Genomic DNA, 15488 nt, shown 5'->3' on the forward strand with positions numbered 1-15488 from the left:
GGCCGGAATTCGTTGTGACCGCTGCTCAAGAGCAGACCCTGCAGCTTCAGCGACGTCTGCAGCAAGACAGTATCCAGCTGGTCGGCAAGACGATCTACATCAACCCCTTCCTCTACTGGCGTCGCTTTGACAGCAACACCGATCGCTGGTTGAGGGAGCCCGGTCAGCTCACCGAAGAGCAGATTCTTCAAAATCGAGGCCGTTTCTATCCCGAGCTGGCTTGGGATCTCCTTGATGAGGATGGGCGCCAGATCAAAGATGGTGCTGTTGAGATGTTTCTCAAGAGCCTTGAGTTGATCAGCACCTTCCATCCCGAGCTCACCGCCGGTCAGATGCTGGAGGTGGAGCGCAAGATGGCGATCACTAAGAAGCGCTCATTTGAGCGTTGGGTGGAGAAATCATTTCGGCGTCGCTTCAAGCTGGAGTCGCGGGAACGGCGTCGCTTTGCCAGGGATCGTTTTCTGCGCAGCTGGCGGGAGTGGATCGGGCAGGAGACGACCCATCAAGCGATTGTGCCCGTGTTGGCCCTGATTGTGCTCAGTGGTGTGATGGGTTGGACCTTCGGGACGCGGCAGGCGGCTTGTCCCACATTGGTGCTGCCTTCGGAGCAGACTGGGATTCGCTGACTACCGGTCCGATGGCCGATCAAAGACCGCTCGAAGCGTTCAGGCTCACCCTGATGCAGGAGGTTCTGCCGGTGGGTCTGGCCATGGTTGAACGGGTGCGCAAGGGTGGTGCCTCCAAAATGGTTGAGGGTTTCACGGGTTCATCTGACCCCCTGGGAGATCTGCGTGATGAAGGGGAAACCGCGGCAAAGCAGGTGCGGGAACGGCTTGATCAAGTCAGTCCTGGACTAGGCAATCCTGTGATTCAGGTGGATGTGGATGTTGAGCCAGGTTCTGCCTCAACGCTGTCTGAGTCTCCTGAATCGGCGGCTGAGATTGGCGCAACGATGGATGGGACAACAACGACCTCTGACGATCGCGAGTCGCTCCAGGTGGTTCTCGCCAGGATTGAGACGCGGCTGGATCAGCTCCAGCAGCATCTCGCGTCCTGAGCATCGCTTCCGCTCCCATGGCCCGATCCAGCTTTACCGGACGTGAGGGCGGTTATCGCCACAGCGGTCTGAAGCAACAGCCGCTGGTTTTGATCGGCTTGGTGCTGGTGTTCAGCGGGGCGATGTTGACCCGGCTCACTTGGTTGCAGGTGTTGGAGGGTGCCCATTACCGCGAGCTGGCGGATGAGAACCGCATCCGTTTGGTGCCCCGTTCTCCAATTCGTGGTCGTCTGCTCGACCGAGAAGGCCGCGTGCTGGCATCCAGCAAGCTCACCTATTCGCTCTATATCGAGCCCCGATTGGTGGATGACGCGAGCTGGCCTCCGTTACGAGATCGTCTGTCTCGGTTGCTCAATTTGAGTCCGGTCGAGCTCGATCGGCGGCGCGAGCGTGGGGTGGACCGCGATGGTTATCGCACCACCCTGGCCACCGAGCTCAAGCCCGAACAGGTGCTGCGTTTCCAGGAGCAGGCTTTGGGTTTGAAGGGAGCCATGGTGGATGTGGACATCCTCCGCTTCTATCCCCACGGCACGATGGCGGCTCACGCCCTTGGCTATTCCTCCCCGATCACGGAAAGCGAGTACAAGCTGCTCGGCGACAAGGGCTACAAAATTCGCGACCGCATCGGCCGCACCGGCGTTGAAGCTGCCTATGAACCCCATCTGCGCGGTAAGTGGGGCGGCCAGATGTTGGAAGTGAATGCCATGGGTGAGGTGCAGCGGAACCTCGGTGATCGCCCCTCGGTGGCCGGAAAGGACCTCACTCTCACCCTTGACCTCGATCTCCAGCTGGTGGCGGAGCAGGTTTTGGCTGATAAGAAGGGCGGCGCGATTGTGGCGATGGATCCCCGCACTGGTGCGATCTTGGCCTTGGCCAGTAAGCCCAATTACGACCCCAATTTTTTCTCCAAACTGGTCACCACCCAGAAGGAGTACGACCAGCTGTTCGACAACCCACGCCTGCCCTTGTTCAGTCGTGCATTGAATGCTTACAACCCAGGCAGCACCTGGAAAGTGGTCACTGCAATGGCTGGGATGGAGTCAGGAAAGTATCCCCCTGAAACCAAGCTGAAAACTGCTGCCTGTATTACTTATGGAGGGCACTGCTTCCCAGACCATAACGGTGCAGGTTTCGGCACCATCGGTTACGCCGATGCCCTTCGCTTCTCGAGCAACACTTTTTTCTATCAGATTGGTGTCGGTGTTGGATCACGCCACCTCAAGAAGGCGGCCACGGATCTGGGGTTTGGTGCCAAGAGCGGGATCGAGATTGGTTGGGAGGAAAGCGTGGGTTTAGTGGCCGATGAAGATTGGGCGGCCGCCGGCCGTGGCTGGGGTCAACCTGGAACCACGCCCTGGATTCCCGAAGATATGGCGAGCGCCTCGATCGGTCAGTCGGTGGTGCAAATCACACCGTTGCAGCTGGCACGGGCCTACAGCGTGTTTGCCAATGGCGGCTGGCTGGTCACCCCTCACTTGGCGGATCAGGGTCTGGATTGGACGGCACCGTCGCGGCGGAGCAGGGTGGCCATCAAACCCGCCACTTTGGCCAAGATCCGGGAAGGATTACGTAAAGTGGTCTCCGATGGAACCGGTTATGGACTGAACGGTCCTGGGATCCCATCGGCTGGCGGTAAGACCGGCACGGCAGAAGACAACAGCTCTCATGGAGCGGATCATGCCTGGTTTGCCACTTATGCCCCCTATCCGGAGGGTGAGATCGTGATCGTGGCATTTGCGCAGAACACCCCAGGTGGCGGCTCAGTGCATGCGCTGCCGATGGCAAAAAAGGTGATGGAGGTGTGGAACCGCAAACGCCAGAAGAGCTGAGCTTGAGGCTCAGGCAACAGCGCCTAACTCTTGCTGCAGCACATGGCGGTAGTAGCCCCGCAGTTGTTCTGTGGCACCAGCCCATCCCCAGCGTTCGGCTTCCTGGCGGGCTGCAGAGCGAAGACTCTGGCGCTCAATGTCGTTGCCAAGCAGCTTGCTGGTGGCTTCGATCAGGCTTTTGGCACCACCATCGGCGCCATCCGGTTCATACAAGCAGCCGTTGATGCCATCGCTGATGATGTCGGGAATGCCGCCGCGATTGGCCCCGACAACGGGGCAGCCGGCGGCCATCGCTTCTAGAAGCACGAGGCCGAGGGTTTCGGTGCTGGAAGGGAACAGAAAGGCATCACCGCTTGCATAGGCACTGGCCAGTTCGTCACCCGCCAGGTAGCCCACGAAGGTGGTTGCGGTGCCTTCGAAGTGTTTTTCTAGCTGCTGCCGATGGGGTCCGTCGCCCACCAGCGCTAACCGCGCATCGGGCATGGCCTCGAGCACCGGTCGGATCCTTTCAATCTGCTTTTCGGCTGAGAGACGGCCCACATAAAGGAGCAGTGAACCGCGGTCGTCATGGCAACCGTGCAGTCGCTCTCGCATCGCGTCGCTGCGTAGTTCCGGGCGGAACATGTCTGTATCCACCCCTCGCTGCCAGAGATCGGTGTGCTGAATTCCCTTCTCGCTCAGCTCCTGCACCATTGCGGTAGAGGTGCAGAGGTTGAGTACGGCCTGGTTATGGGCTGCCTTGAGCAGTTCCCATAGCAGCGGCTCCAGCATGCCCATGCCGTAGTGCTCGAGATATTTGGGCAGATGGGTGTGGTAGCTCGCAACCAGGGGAATTCCCTTGGTTTTGGCCAGCCAGATGCCTCCAAGCCCAAGGACGGCGGGATTGACGACATGGATAAGGTCTGGCTGGAAGCTGTCGATCGCTTCTGATACTGCCGGTCTGGGCAGGGCAAGCTTCAGTTCTGGATACAGCGGCAGCGGCATGGCGGGCACGCCAATCAGCTGGGCGCCCATGTAGTCGCTTGGACATCCCTCCGGACAGAACACAACCACCTCATCACCTGCTTCCACCAGGTGCCTCACCGTTTTGGTAAGCCTGGTGACGATGCCGTCTACCTTCGGAAGGAAGGTTTCGGTGAAAAAAGCGACTTTCACTGGGTCGGCGGTGGGGAGATGCGGATCAAGGTGCAGTGCCGATTGCTTCCGCCTGGGTCTTGGTCCAGGCGGAGGTGCAGAGAATGCGGTTGCGATCGCAACGGTCGGCGTAGCGCGTGGCGATTTCCATCACTTCCTTCAGCAGACCATCATCAAGGGTCGTGGGATTGAGGCCGAGCTCGAGGAAGCAACGGTTGTCCACGATCAGATCGTTTTCCACAGCCTCGTTACGAGGGTTGGGCAAGTTGTTCACCTGGGCTCCGGTGAGTGCGGCCACCTTTTTGGCCAGCTCGCCCACTTGATGGCTTTCGGTCATCTGGTTGAAGATCTTCACCCGCTCGCTTTTGCTGGGGGGGTTCTCCAGAGCGAGCTGCACGCACTTCACCGAGTCGCGGATGTGAATGAAGGCCCGGGTCTGGCCGCCCGTGCCATGCACGGTGAGCGGATAGCCGATGGCCGCTTGCATCAGGAAGCGGTTGAGCACAGTGCCGTAGTCGCCGTCGTAATCAAAGCGGTTGGTGAGACGCGGATCCCGGTCGGTGGCATCGGTATTGGTGCCCCAGACGATGCCCTGGTGCAGGTCGGTGATGCGGACGTTGTCGTTCTTGTTGTAGTAGAGGAAGAGCAGCTGATCGAGCGTCTTGGTCATGTGATAGACGCTGCCAGGGCTGGCGGGGTGGAGGATCTCTTCCTCAAAGCGGCTGCCGTCAGGCTGGGGAACCTCCACTTTGAGGTAGCCCTCAGGAATGGTGGCGCCGCGGTGCGAGCCGTAGCCATAAACGCCCATGGTGCCCAGATGCACCACATGGATGTCTTGTCCGCTTTCGACGATGGCGGCCAGTAGGTTGTGGGTTCCGTTGACGTTGTTGTCGACTGTATAGCGCTTGGTGGCGCTGCTCTTCATCGAATAGGGAGCAGCCCGTTGCTCGGCGAAATGCACCACTGCATTGGGTTTTTCTTCGATCAGCAGATCGAGCAGCCGTTGGTATTCGTGGGCGATATCCATGTGCAGGAAGCGCATGGGTTTGCCGCCGATTTCCTCCCACGCCTTCAGACGCTCGCCGATGCTGGTGATCGGGGTGAGCGATTCAACCTCGAGATCGATATCGATCTTGCGGCGACTGAGGTTATCGACGATCAGCACGTCGTGACCCTGGTCCGCAAGATTCACTGCACAGGGCCAGCCGCAGAAGCCGTCGCCGCCGAGAACGAGAACCTTCACCTCAAACTCCTGCCGAAGCGTGCTGAGCGCTAATCCCGGGCAAGCTACTACAGGGTTTTCAGCTGATCACCACAGTCACGGCCACTAGGGCGACCACAAGCACCCCGCCAACCACGATCAACAGCTGAGAGCTGCTGCTGCGGCTGGATTTCACGTCAATCACTTCCATGCGTGGTTCTTTGGCGAAGGCATTCAGCCTTCCTCCATCCTCTTCTGTGACTTGCATGGATTCGATGTTTCCGAAGGGGAGACCTTATGGGCTTCTGGCTGCTTTGGGCCGATTGCGCCATGGTCTGTCATGACTAGCTTTTCACCGTTCCGGTGGTGGGGGAGCTAGGGGAGGCGTCCTGACGCAGTGGCAGCCGGCCTGCTAGGTGGGCTTGTCTGCCTGCCTGAACGGCTAAGCCCATGGCTTCGGCCATGGCTGGGGGGTCTCCTGCCATAGCAATGGCACTGTTGACCAGGACCGCTGCTGCCCCCATCTCCAGTGCTTGGGCGGCTTCACTCGGAACGCCGATCCCCGCATCCACCACAACTGGAACGCTGGCGTTCTCAATGATCAGAGCGATGTTGGCGAGGTTGCGGAGACCCTGACCGGAGCCGATCGGCGAGCCTAGGGGCATCACCGTGGCGCAGCCCACATCCTCCAGGTGTTTGGCCAATAGAGGATCGGCATTGATGTACGGGAGAACGGTGAACCCCTCCTTCACGAGTTGTTTGGCGGCTTCGAGCGTGCCGATCGGATCGGGGAGGAGATGGCGGCTATCGGGGATCACCTCCAGCTTGACGAAGGTGTTGTCCTCCTGGCCTGCAAGCTTGGCGAGTTCGCGACCCAGCCGTGCCACGCGCACTGCTTCATCAGCGGTGGCACAACCTGCCGTATTGGGGAGCATCCAGATTCTTGACCAGTCGATCGCTTCCATCAGGCCTTCATGCCCTACAGCCACCGTCTGGACCCGGCGTACGGCCACGGTGACGATCTCGCAACCCGATCGTTCCAGGCTTTGCTGCATTGTGGCCAGATTCGGGTATTTGCCCGTGCCAGTGAACAAGCGACTGTTGAACTGTCGCCCTGCGATCAGCAGCGGATCCGAAGCGTTGGTGTAGCTGGAGAGGGGAGAGGTCGAAACCGTGGACATGCCGAAGAGCAGAAAAGGGTGTGAGAACCGGGTGGGGACTGAACAGGCCAGTTGGAATGGCCCTAACTTGAGCCCATCATCCTGTTTCAGCCATGCCTGTTCCACCCGTCGTGGATCTGCCTGTTGAAAGTGCCGTGCCTTTTGAAAGCCAGCTGCCTTTTGATAGTTCAAGGCTGGCGATGCCTCTGATGCTCGAGGGCAATGTTGAAAGCTTTGATCCGGTAGCTCGTGCTTCCGACTTGGCCGTCACGATGCCGCGCCAATGGTGCGGGCGTTACAAGAGCTTCCCCAACGGCATGGATCAGGAGGTGCTGCTCAATCTTTCCAGCGTGCAGGCCTATGGCCAAATGGTGGCGCTCCGCGGAGACATGACGATTGGCACGATCAAGACCCCAGTTCAAGGCAATCTCAATGCCAAGTCAGATCAGCTTGATCTGATTCCCCTTGCTGACAGCCTCCCCGACGGGTTGGAGAGTGGCGGCGAGTTTCTGGGTCTTCAGGGGTTTGACCTTGCTGGCTGGGAAGCGCCTCGGCTCACCAATCCCGGCGGACGCTTGATTCTGTCGCCTGGTTGCGTCTCAGAAGCCCTTCCGATTCGCGGCCTCTGGTGAGCTGGCGTCTTTGCCTGAACGAAGTTGGCGTTCAATGCGTTTCAGCCGTTTGGTTGCTGTGGTGTTGGCTGGTTCAAATTCCAACACTTTGCGATAGAGATCTGCAGACTTCTCCGGCTCGAGCAGGCGCTCATGGGCAAAGGCAAGGTTGTTGAGGGCGACGGGGTAGTCCGCCTTGGCATTCAGAGCAGACCTGTAATGCTTCACCGCACCGTCAAAGTCTTTCTGAGCCGCCAAAGCAAAGCCCAGGGCGTTCTCGATCAGCGCCTTGGCTTCATCAGGCTCCCCTGAAAGGCGCTTTAGGGCTTGGCGCAGGTTGGCCGTGGCCTGTGGGTAGAGCCGCTTGCGAAGTTGCACAGATGCGAGCTCATAGAGCCGGCCAGCATCTTTCGACGTTGCAGCACCCTCTTGCTCAAACTGGATCAGGTTGAGCTCATCCCTGCGGGTTCGAAGCAGCTGTCGACCGACCACAACGGCAACGATCGCGAGCAAGACGATCAGACCCAGCAGATAAGTCTGTGGGAGGAGTCCATCCATCACGAGCAACTCCTCCTCTCAGTTCAATGGTTCGGCGTTTGATTCAGCTTTTTGCTGCTGTCACCACATTGGTGAAGCTGCCGGGATCAGCTACGGCCAGTTGGGCCAGCATCTTGCGGTTCAGGCGCACATCGGCCTTCTTGAGGCCGCCGATTAGGCGGCTATAGCTCATGCCGTTGAGACGTGCAGCAGCGTTGATCCGTGCAATCCAGAGGCGACGGAAGTCACGCTTGCGACGACGACGGTCGCGATAGGCGTTGCACAGCGCCTTCATCACGCGCTGGTTGGCGGTGCGGAAGAGGGTGCCGTTGCTGCCACGGAAACCACGGGCAAGGCGCAGAATTTTGTTACGGCGCTTGCGGGCAACGTTGCCTCTTTTAACGCGGGCCATGGATCAGGGGAGTCAGTAAGGGAAACAGTTCGGGTTCGCGACGAGCGAGCGCAAGCTCGATCAGGCGTAAGGCATCATCAGGGCCACACGTTCCTCATCGGTGCGGTCCACAACGGCTTTGGTGCCCAGGTGGCGCTTCAGCTTCGGGCTCTTGTGATCCAGAAGGTGATTGTGGAAGGCACGACGACGCATGAATTTGCCAGTACCTGTTGCTTTGAACCGCTTGGCGGCTGCTTTGCGGGTCTTCAGCTTGGGCATGTCTCTGGCAGCACGTGGCACAAACGACAACAATACGCCCTCATCCTCCCCCAGCCAATGAACCGCTTCGGACGCGTCCTGTCGCTGGGGGTCATCACCCCTTCTGTGCTGGTGGTGAGTGTGATCTGCGGTGGTTGTCGGGCCCAGGAGGCGGCGGTCTCTCCTGGGCCTGCCAAGCCTGTAATCCCCACGCATCGTCCTGTGCCAGCGCCGCCCCAGGCGTCTGGGAATCGTCTTTGGGTTGCCCTTGACGATCACCTAGGACGGGGCACAAAGCGTGATCAGCCCGCTCCGACATTGACGCTTCGCAGTGCTGGGGCTTCCCCACTGGTGCTCCGAGATGGCAGCGCTTCGGGGGTCTCCCAGCCACTAGCGACTGCGCCAAACCTCTCGATCAGTTGGCGGTTGGAGCCGCTTGCTGAGCCCGTCAAGGTGTCCCGTTTAGTGGCGGGGCCTTACGCCAGTTTCGAGACCGCCGATCGGGTGGCGCAGCGGTGGCGTCAGCAGGGCGTTCAGGCGTTGGTCGCCCATCCGGGTGAGTGGGAGGTCTGGGCTCCAGAGACTGCTTCTGTGCTGGAGGGAGTTGCGACCCGTCCTTGGCGCAACACGATCACTTCAGTGGTTCGTCCGGTACTTGAGGGCATCGATGGCGACCTCAAGCCCCTTGCTGGTCCCTTGTTGCTCGAGGCCCCCGATGGTTTGAGCTGGAAGGGTGGTGTGATGCAGGGGCCATTCCGGCTGCAGCCAGATGCCTACGGCAGCTGGACGCTGCTTGAGCAGGTACCACTGGAGCGTTACCTCGAGGGTGTGGTGCCCCATGAGATTGGGGCTGGTTCGCCGGAGGCGGCTTTGCAGGCTCAGGCTGTCCTGGCCCGCACATGGGCGCTGGCCAATAGCCATCGTTTTGGCATCGACGGCTATCACCTGTGCAGTGACACCCAGTGCCAGGTCTATAGCGATCCCCGCGATGCCGGTTCAGCGGTGCGACAGGCCATTAAGGCCACGACTGGTCAGGTGTTGCAGTGGAACGGCAAACCGATCAGTGCTGTTTATCACGCCTCCAATGGTGGTGTGATGGCCTCGGCGCCTGAGGCGTGGGCGATGGCTCCCGCTGCTTACTTGCAGGCTCAAGCCGATGGTGACCAGGGCTGGCTTGATGCCGTTGTGCTGCCGTTGAACGATGCCGATGCCGTCCGCCGTCTTGTTCAGGCTGGTCGTGGTGCTTATGGGGCTGGTCATCCGTTATTCCGCTGGACGCGGACCTATACGGCATCTCAGCTTGAAAGGGCCTTGGCCTCTCAGTCCCCTGGTGTTGTGCAGGGCGTAGCGGTGGTGAAGCGTGGCCCTAGTGGGAGGGTTCTGACCCTGCGCATTGAGGGCGATGGGCCAGGTTCCGCTGTGGATCTGCGTCTTGATGCCATTCGCCGCACCTTGCGGCGGCTGCCCAGCACTCTGTTCACACTCGAAACCAGTGGAGAGGGAGTTTGGCGCTTCAACGGCGGTGGCTTCGGCCATGGGGCCGGACTGTCCCAGGCCGGGGCCATTGATCTGGCCTCTCGGGGATGGTCGGTGCAGCGCATTCTTCAGCACTACTACCCGGGAGCGACCCTGGCACCGCTAGCCCCATAGGGCGCGCCGCTTAGAGTCCCGCTATTCCGCGAAGTGCGATGGCCGTGGCGGCAGTGACTGGTGATCACCGACGCGGCAAGTCAGCCCTGTTCCTTGTGGCCTGCGGCTGGGCGGGGGCAGCACCCCACTGGTTGGATCCTCTGCGCAGCCTGGCGCCAGCGGTCACCTTGGCACTGCTGCTGGGGGGTTACGGCCTTCGCACTGTGCTTCGCAGTCGTGATCAGCCCTGTGCTCCGGGCGCTGATCCAGATCGAGAGGATGATTCTCTGGATTTGCCCGCCGTGGATGTGGTGGTGGCCGCCCGGGATGAGGAAGCAGTAGTCACCAGGTTGGTGGAGCGTCTTACTGCCTTGCGCTATCCCAAGGAGCGCCTTTCGCTCTGGGTCGTGGATGACGGCAGTCAGGATCGCACCGGCCTCTTGCTCGATGACCTCAAGCAGCAGCATCCTCAGTTGCAGGTGATTCATCGCAAGCGCGGTGCAGGTGGAGGAAAGTCGGGCGCGCTCAACACCGTGCTTCAGCAGCTCAAGGGCGATTGGATGTTGGTGCTTGATGCTGATGCGCAGCTCCAGAACGATGTGTTGGAGCGCTTGCTGCCTTTTGCGCTTCGTGGCCGCTGGGCTGCCGTGCAGTTGCGTAAAGCGGTCACGAACGCCCAGGAGAGTTGGCTCACGAGGGTGCAGGCGATGGAGATGGCTCTCGACGCTCTTTTGCAGCAGGGTCGGCTCCGGGGCGCCGGCGTGATGGAGCTTCGCGGTAACGGGCAGTTGCTTCAGCGCAGCCGACTGCAGGCCTGTGGGGGCTTCAACGAAGACACGGTCACTGACGATCTCGATCTCAGCTTTCGGCTTCTGACGGATGGCGCCCCTGTGGGTCTGCTCTGGGATCCCCCAGTCCAGGAGGAGGCGGTGGAATCGCTCCCGGCCCTGTGGAAGCAGCGTCAACGTTGGGCTGAAGGTGGGTTGCAGCGTTTCTTTGATTACTGGCCGAAACTCACCTCTGGATCGCTGAGTGCTGGTCAGAAGCTCGATCTGGCCTGTTTCTTTTTGCTCCAGTACGTGCTGCCCTTGCTGTCGTTTGCGGATCTGGTCACGAGCCTGATCCTGCGCACGATGCCGGTGTACTGGCCTCTCTCAATCGTTGCGTTCAGCGTGTCGGGTTTGGCGTATTGGCGTGGTTGTCGCAGGTTGAGCGAGGGCCCTGAGCTTCCTCGGCCCGGGTTGCTCAACTTGCTGCTTGGGATCGCTTATCTGGGTCATTGGTTTGTCGTGATTCCCTGGGTCACGCTCAAGATGACCCTGTTCCCGAAGCGATTGGTGTGGGCCAAGACCAGTCATCGCGGCGAGGCACCGGCCTAATCTAAACAATCAAGTTTGAGCCATTTATGGCTTTTGCTTGTTGATTGCTTCGTTGAAATAGATGTCGCTTAAAGCTTTTGGGGCAACGCATAATTCTTTTGCCGGAAGGAGTTATTGAGTCTGATTGCTTCTCTTTTCTAGTTGCGGTTTGAATTAGCTGTCCAGGTCAGCATCGACGACTTGGCCATTGAAGAAGTCAGCGAAGCGCTTCACTTTGTCGTCCATTGGTGAGCGCATTGGAGGTTGGCCTGGTGGATTAACGGTTGGCTGCCCCTGCTCCTGCGTCGGTGCAGCTGTCTGGGGTAGCTGAGGCGATGGTGGTGTGCCTGCTGTCGTTATTGCTGGTGGTGCACCCGTCGGTGTAGTCACGGGCGTTGGCATGGATCCGGTTTGGGGCTGGGACTGAGCAGGAGGCGGAGCGGGGATGGCAGCAGTGGACTGCACAGCAGGCGGTTGGGTGGGCGCTGAGATGGTTGGTGCTGCACTCCTGGCTGGTGCCGGTGCTGGTGCCGGCGTTGGCGCTGAAGTAGGTGGGGCCGCACCGGGGGCTGCTGTTGCTGGGGTGATGACACCAGCGTGGTTCTCCAGCACCAGTTGGCGGTTGCCGCCGCAGGCCCGGGCGATGGCCTGTTCCAGCAAGGTGGCGCGGCTTTGCACCATGCCCATCCAGTTTCCGGCTACCTGCACCACGGCCCGATGCGAATCCATCCGCACCAATTGAGCCTGCTGGGAGAGCAGCATCCGCGTGGAGGGCAATTCCAGGCTGGCCAGGATCTGCTGCCACAGCTCGGGCAGGTTGGTGCTGGTGGCACCGGCAGTAGCACTGGCAGTCTCGTCTGGGCTCGTTTGCTCTGCTTCCAGATCGGTCGCTGGTGCTGCAGTGGTGGCAGTTGGGCCGGTGGGAGGTAAGGAAACCGAAGCGGTTGTTGGGGCCGCAGCTGTTTCAGTTGGGGGTGCTGGCGCAGCTGAGGGAGGTGGAGCCGCCACTGCAGTCGCTTCGCTGGGCACGGGAACTGAAGCTGCAGCAGGGTGTGCAACGGCAGCCGCTTGTGCAGTTGTTCTCAGTGCTGCGGCAGCTGGGGCTGGAGTCTGTGCTGCAGCTTGAGGCGCGGTGGCCATGCCTTTGGCGGCAACGGGTTCGGCTTCGGCCAGCAGGCCCATCAGCAAGACTTCCAGCCACAGCCGGGGTTGCACGCTCAGACGCAGTTGCTGTTCGCTGCCTCGTAAGCGCGCTTGCCAGTGCAGTAACCGTTGCCTCCCGATTCGTTGCGCCAGATCAGGCAGCTGCGCACGGAACTGGGGCGACACACTGGTGAGCTCCGGACGATCCGGCGCAGCTGCCATCAGCACCAGGTCCCGAAGGATGCCGGCCAGGCCTTGCAGTACGGCGCCAGGATCGCGCCCCCGGTCCAGCAGGCTGCGGCTCGATTCCACCAGCTGCAGTGGATCACCGCTCGCCAGGGCTTCCGCCAACGCGATGAGGTCCTGTTCGGGAACGGCGCCGAGCAGGTCCCATACGGCATCGGCTTCAATCGGAGCCGGCAGCAGGCTGAGCTGATCCAGCAGGCTTTCCGCATCGCGCAGGCCCCCCTGGGCTCGCTGGGCTACCACATGCACTGCTTCTGGCTGGATGGGGATCGATTCCTGTTCAGCGATCCAGGTGAGGTGTTTCTCCAGTGCATCGATCGGGATGCGACGGAAATCGAAGCGCTGGCAGCGGCTCAGAATCGTGGGCAGCACTCGCTGCGGGTCGGTGGTGGCCAGCACGAACACCACCCGCGGTGGCGGCTCTTCCAGCGTCTTGAGCAGGGCATTGAAGGCTGCAGTGGAGAGCATGTGGCACTCGTCCACCACGTACACCTTCCAGCGCGCCTGCACTGGTGCGAATCGGGAGCGTTCGATCAGATCGCGGATGTTGTCAACGCCGGTATTGGAGGCGGCGTCGATCTCGATCACATCAAGGGCGGTGCCGGCTGCGATCGTGGTGCAGAGCTCGCAAGTGCCGCAGGGTTCAGGCGTCGGCCCTTCGCTGCTGAGGCAGTTGAGCGAACGGGCCAGGATTCTGGCGCTGGAGGTCTTGCCGGTACCGCGCGGGCCGCTGAAGAGGTAGGCAGGCGCGATCCGGTCAGTGCGCAGGGCGTGCCCCAGGGTCGCGGCAATCGCGTCCTGCCCCACCAGCTGGTCAAACCGCTGGGGCCGGTATTTGTGATGCAGCGGCTGGTAGGCCTGGCTCATGCGACCTGGGTATTGCCGGGAGACTACTCAGGTTGCTTCGCTTCAGGCAGTGCGCGGGGTTCTTCCAGCAGGGCATCAATCTTCTGTTTCAGCTCCTCGACCGCCGCCAGTTCATCGGCCAGGGTCTGGCCACTGAGCAGTAGGCGCTTGTTGCCTTCATGGTCTGCTTGCTGCAGAAGCGTCTCGAGTTTGTTGAGCAGATTGAGGCGCAGCCGCTCCAGCTTTGCCACCCCTTCCCGGGCCATCGCCCGACTGTTGTCGTCCAGCAGGCCCCGTTGCACCAGCAGTTCCAGCCCCTTCATTAAGGCCGAAGGCATCAGCTGGCTCCAGTGCCGGGCTCGTTCCAAGACGGAGTTCACCTGATCGCTGCGATGGCGGCCGGTCTTGCACCAGGTGGCGAAGTGTTCGCAGTTGTTGAACAGCAGGTTGTAGTTCTGCTCACCGATGCGGCTCATCGCCCTGCGCAGGGTGACGCCCTGGGGGGAGCACTGAGAATGCTCCACCACGGTGACAGGCTGGCCGGAGCTGAAGTCGTCCTGAAGGCTGCGCAGGATTTCACGGCCCTCCAGGTAGTGGGCCACGGTGCCGTCGCCTAAGTCGATGCCGTGGTGGAGAAAAAGGCCGTGCTGCCGAGGCACCTGAAGGTGATCGGCAGCGGCCATCGCTTCAGGCGGATTCCTGTTGGCGATCAGCGCCTGGCAGCGGCAGCACCTTGCCGCCGGTGTGTTCATCCACCATGGCGCGAGTCACGGTGAAGGTTTTCACGTTCTTGCGTGAGGGGAGGTCGTACATCAGATCGAGCATCAGCTCCTCCACGATTCCGCGGAGGGCACGGGCGCCGGTTTTGCGTCGGTGGGCCTCTGAGGCGATGGCTGCTACGGCATCGTTCTCGAATTCGAGCTGCACGTTGTCCATGCTCAGCAAGGTGCGGAACTGTTTCACCAGCGCATCGCGAGGCTCGGTGAGAATTGACTTGAGGGCTGGTTCATCCAGGGGTTCAAGCACGGCGCTCACTGGCATCCGGCCAATGAATTCAGGGATGAGGCCGTAGCGCACCAGGTCGTCGGGCTCCAGATGGCGCAGTACTTGGGCGGCCTGGAGGTCGCGGTTGGCGCGGTTGCGACCGCGGCCATCGCTGCTTGGCACGAAGCCGATGGCGTTACGCCCCATCCGTTTCTGCACCACATCGTCCAGCCCCACGAAGGCGCCGCCACAGATGAACAGGATCTGACTGGTATCGATCTGGATGCAGTCTTGATAAGGGTGCTTACGACCACCTTGGGGCGGCACGTTGGCGACGGTGCCCTCAAGCATTTTCAGCAGGGCTTGCTGAACGCCTTCCCCAGAGACATCGCGGGTAATTGAGGGGTTTTCACTCTTGCGAGCGATTTTGTCGATCTCGTCGATATAAATAATGCCGCGCTGCGCCTGATCCACATCCATGTCGGCTTTCTGCAGCAGTCGCAGCAGGATGTTTTCCACGTCTTCACCGACGTATCCCGCTTCCGTGAGGGTGGTGGCATCGGCCACGGCGAAGGGCACATCCAGCATTTCTGCCAGCGTTTGGGCCAGCAGGGTCTTGCCGCAGCCAGTCGGGCCGATCAGCAGGATGTTGCTCTTATGCAATCGGGTCGCGGTCTCTTCCGTTTCGCCTTTGCCATCCCCCTGCCAGGCCAGCCGCTTGTAGTGGTTGTAAACAGCCACAGAGAGCACCTTCTTGGCAGCGTCCTGACCAACAACCTGTTCATCCAGGAATGACTTGATCTCCTGCGGTTTGGGAATCGTGGCCAGGGTGGGTGCTGGCTTGCTGCTCTTGCGTGTGCCCTGGGCGGTTTTGCGACCTGCATCAGCGCCATGACGGGGATTGCCCTGGGCGTCGATCAGCTCTTCATCAAGGATCTCGTTGCAGAGATCAATGCATTCATCGCAGATATAGACGCCGGGACCGGCGATCAGCTTGCGCACCTGTTCCTGGGACTTGCCGCAGAAGGAGCACTTCAGATGGGCATCGAATTTGGCCATCGGGCGCCGGACTCTTCAAACGGGCAGAAACGGACCTCTCGTGTA

The 15488-nt window shown here is 60.7% G+C and carries 16 protein-coding genes; 6 read left to right on the forward strand and 10 right to left on the reverse strand.

Going from position 1 to position 15488, the window contains the following annotated elements:
* Positions 1-14: 14 nt before the first annotated feature.
* Genes SIB72_RS04430 through mrdA form a run of 3 tightly spaced genes read left to right on the forward strand, consistent with a single transcriptional unit; the run spans position 15 to position 2886 of the window.
* Positions 15-626, forward strand: coding sequence for a hypothetical protein (locus SIB72_RS04430; RefSeq protein WP_115119325.1), 612 nt, complete (start codon positions 15-17; stop codon positions 624-626).
* Positions 627-637: 11 nt separating this feature from the next.
* Complete coding sequence (locus SIB72_RS04435) at positions 638-1057, forward strand: hypothetical protein (RefSeq protein ID WP_413744736.1); 420 nt, start codon at positions 638-640, stop codon at positions 1055-1057.
* A gap of 17 nt (positions 1058-1074) precedes the next feature.
* A complete protein-coding gene (gene mrdA, locus SIB72_RS04440) occupies positions 1075-2886 on the forward strand; it encodes a penicillin-binding protein 2 (RefSeq protein WP_413744737.1) in 1812 nt (603 codons plus the stop codon).
* Between the two features lie 9 nt (positions 2887-2895).
* Here the strand turns inward: mrdA and SIB72_RS04445 are convergent, their stop codons facing one another.
* From SIB72_RS04445 to SIB72_RS04460, 4 genes are all read right to left on the reverse strand, one after another.
* The gene (locus SIB72_RS04445) at positions 2896-4041 is read right to left on the reverse strand and encodes a glycosyltransferase family 4 protein (protein ID WP_413744738.1); all 1146 of its coding nucleotides are present in this window, start codon (positions 4039-4041) and stop codon (positions 2896-2898) included.
* A gap of 25 nt (positions 4042-4066) precedes the next feature.
* Entirely contained in the window at positions 4067-5263 is a 1197-nt protein-coding gene (locus SIB72_RS04450; RefSeq protein WP_413744739.1) for an NAD-dependent epimerase/dehydratase family protein, read from the reverse strand.
* Between the two features lie 58 nt (positions 5264-5321).
* Positions 5322-5489, reverse strand: a complete 168-nt coding sequence (gene psb34 / locus SIB72_RS04455; protein WP_115019167.1) for a photosystem II assembly protein Psb34 — start codon at positions 5487-5489, stop codon at positions 5322-5324.
* A gap of 76 nt (positions 5490-5565) precedes the next feature.
* Positions 5566-6402 (reverse strand): thiazole synthase, encoded by an 837-nt coding sequence (locus SIB72_RS04460; protein ID WP_413744740.1) that lies wholly within the window; start codon positions 6400-6402, stop codon positions 5566-5568.
* Positions 6403-6494: 92 nt separating this feature from the next.
* Between SIB72_RS04460 and SIB72_RS04465 the strand changes: the two genes are divergently transcribed.
* Complete coding sequence (locus SIB72_RS04465; protein WP_413744741.1) at positions 6495-7013, forward strand: hypothetical protein; 519 nt, start codon at positions 6495-6497, stop codon at positions 7011-7013.
* On the opposite strand, the gene SIB72_RS04470 is transcribed toward SIB72_RS04465, so the two are convergent.
* The 3 genes from SIB72_RS04470 to rpmI are packed head-to-tail and all read right to left on the reverse strand — an operon-like array spanning position 6981 to position 8199.
* Complete coding sequence (locus tag SIB72_RS04470; protein ID WP_413744742.1) at positions 6981-7550, reverse strand: hypothetical protein; 570 nt, start codon at positions 7548-7550, stop codon at positions 6981-6983. The two genes, SIB72_RS04465 and SIB72_RS04470, sit on opposite strands and share 33 nt — an antisense overlap.
* Positions 7551-7593: 43 nt before the next feature.
* Positions 7594-7941 (reverse strand): 50S ribosomal protein L20, encoded by a 348-nt coding sequence (gene rplT / locus SIB72_RS04475; RefSeq protein WP_115018966.1) that lies wholly within the window; start codon positions 7939-7941, stop codon positions 7594-7596.
* A 60-nt stretch (positions 7942-8001) separates the two neighbouring features.
* Positions 8002-8199 (reverse strand): 50S ribosomal protein L35, encoded by a 198-nt coding sequence (gene rpmI / locus SIB72_RS04480; RefSeq protein ID WP_115018965.1) that lies wholly within the window; start codon positions 8197-8199, stop codon positions 8002-8004.
* A 57-nt stretch (positions 8200-8256) separates the two neighbouring features.
* On the opposite strand from rpmI, the gene SIB72_RS04485 reads away from it, so the two are divergent.
* Together SIB72_RS04485 and SIB72_RS04490 are read left to right on the forward strand one after the other, a co-directional pair.
* Positions 8257-9828: a SpoIID/LytB domain-containing protein gene (locus tag SIB72_RS04485; protein WP_413744743.1), complete on the forward strand. Its 1572-nt coding sequence runs from the start codon at positions 8257-8259 to the stop codon at positions 9826-9828.
* A 38-nt stretch (positions 9829-9866) separates the two neighbouring features.
* Positions 9867-11186, forward strand: coding sequence for a glycosyltransferase (locus SIB72_RS04490; protein WP_413744744.1), 1320 nt, complete (start codon positions 9867-9869; stop codon positions 11184-11186).
* Positions 11187-11339: 153 nt separating this feature from the next.
* On the opposite strand, the gene SIB72_RS04495 is transcribed toward SIB72_RS04490, so the two are convergent.
* Genes SIB72_RS04495 through clpX form a run of 3 tightly spaced genes read right to left on the reverse strand, consistent with a single transcriptional unit; the run spans position 11340 to position 15443 of the window.
* Complete coding sequence (locus SIB72_RS04495; protein WP_413744745.1) at positions 11340-13421, reverse strand: DNA polymerase III subunit gamma/tau; 2082 nt, start codon at positions 13419-13421, stop codon at positions 11340-11342.
* Positions 13422-13444: 23 nt separating this feature from the next.
* The gene (locus tag SIB72_RS04500) at positions 13445-14083 is read right to left on the reverse strand and encodes a lecithin retinol acyltransferase family protein (protein ID WP_413744746.1); all 639 of its coding nucleotides are present in this window, start codon (positions 14081-14083) and stop codon (positions 13445-13447) included.
* A 4-nt stretch (positions 14084-14087) separates the two neighbouring features.
* On the reverse strand, positions 14088-15443 hold the full coding sequence (clpX, locus tag SIB72_RS04505; RefSeq protein WP_115119348.1) for an ATP-dependent protease ATP-binding subunit ClpX: 1356 nt from the start codon (positions 15441-15443) through the stop codon (positions 14088-14090).
* Positions 15444-15488: the final 45 nt, after the last annotated feature.

Source organism: Synechococcus sp. MIT S9451, assembly GCF_047304725.1.
Classification (GTDB): domain Bacteria; phylum Cyanobacteriota; class Cyanobacteriia; order PCC-6307; family Cyanobiaceae; genus Synechococcus_C.

Excerpts from the sequence above, each read along its gene's own strand:
- SIB72_RS04470 (WP_413744742.1), bottom strand. The coding sequence starts at position 7,550 with ATGGATGGACTCCTCCCACAGACTTATCTGCTGGGTCTGATCGTCTTG.
- SIB72_RS04490 (WP_413744744.1), top strand. The coding sequence starts at position 9,867 with ATGGCCGTGGCGGCAGTGACTGGTGATCACCGACGCGGCAAGTCAGCC.
- clpX (WP_115119348.1), bottom strand. The coding sequence starts at position 15,443 with ATGGCCAAATTCGATGCCCATCTGAAGTGCTCCTTCTGCGGCAAGTCC.
- SIB72_RS04485 (WP_413744743.1), top strand. The coding sequence starts at position 8,257 with ATGAACCGCTTCGGACGCGTCCTGTCGCTGGGGGTCATCACCCCTTCT.
- mrdA (WP_413744737.1), top strand. The coding sequence starts at position 1,075 with ATGGCCCGATCCAGCTTTACCGGACGTGAGGGCGGTTATCGCCACAGC.
- SIB72_RS04435 (WP_413744736.1), top strand. The coding sequence starts at position 638 with ATGGCCGATCAAAGACCGCTCGAAGCGTTCAGGCTCACCCTGATGCAG.
- SIB72_RS04500 (WP_413744746.1), bottom strand. The coding sequence starts at position 14,083 with ATGGCCGCTGCCGATCACCTTCAGGTGCCTCGGCAGCACGGCCTTTTT.
- rplT (WP_115018966.1), bottom strand. The coding sequence starts at position 7,941 with ATGGCCCGCGTTAAAAGAGGCAACGTTGCCCGCAAGCGCCGTAACAAA.
- SIB72_RS04495 (WP_413744745.1), bottom strand. The coding sequence starts at position 13,421 with ATGAGCCAGGCCTACCAGCCGCTGCATCACAAATACCGGCCCCAGCGG.
- SIB72_RS04465 (WP_413744741.1), top strand. The coding sequence starts at position 6,495 with ATGCCTGTTCCACCCGTCGTGGATCTGCCTGTTGAAAGTGCCGTGCCT.
- rpmI (WP_115018965.1), bottom strand. The coding sequence starts at position 8,199 with ATGCCCAAGCTGAAGACCCGCAAAGCAGCCGCCAAGCGGTTCAAAGCA.
- psb34 (WP_115019167.1), bottom strand. The coding sequence starts at position 5,489 with ATGCAAGTCACAGAAGAGGATGGAGGAAGGCTGAATGCCTTCGCCAAA.
- SIB72_RS04460 (WP_413744740.1), bottom strand. The coding sequence starts at position 6,402 with ATGTCCACGGTTTCGACCTCTCCCCTCTCCAGCTACACCAACGCTTCG.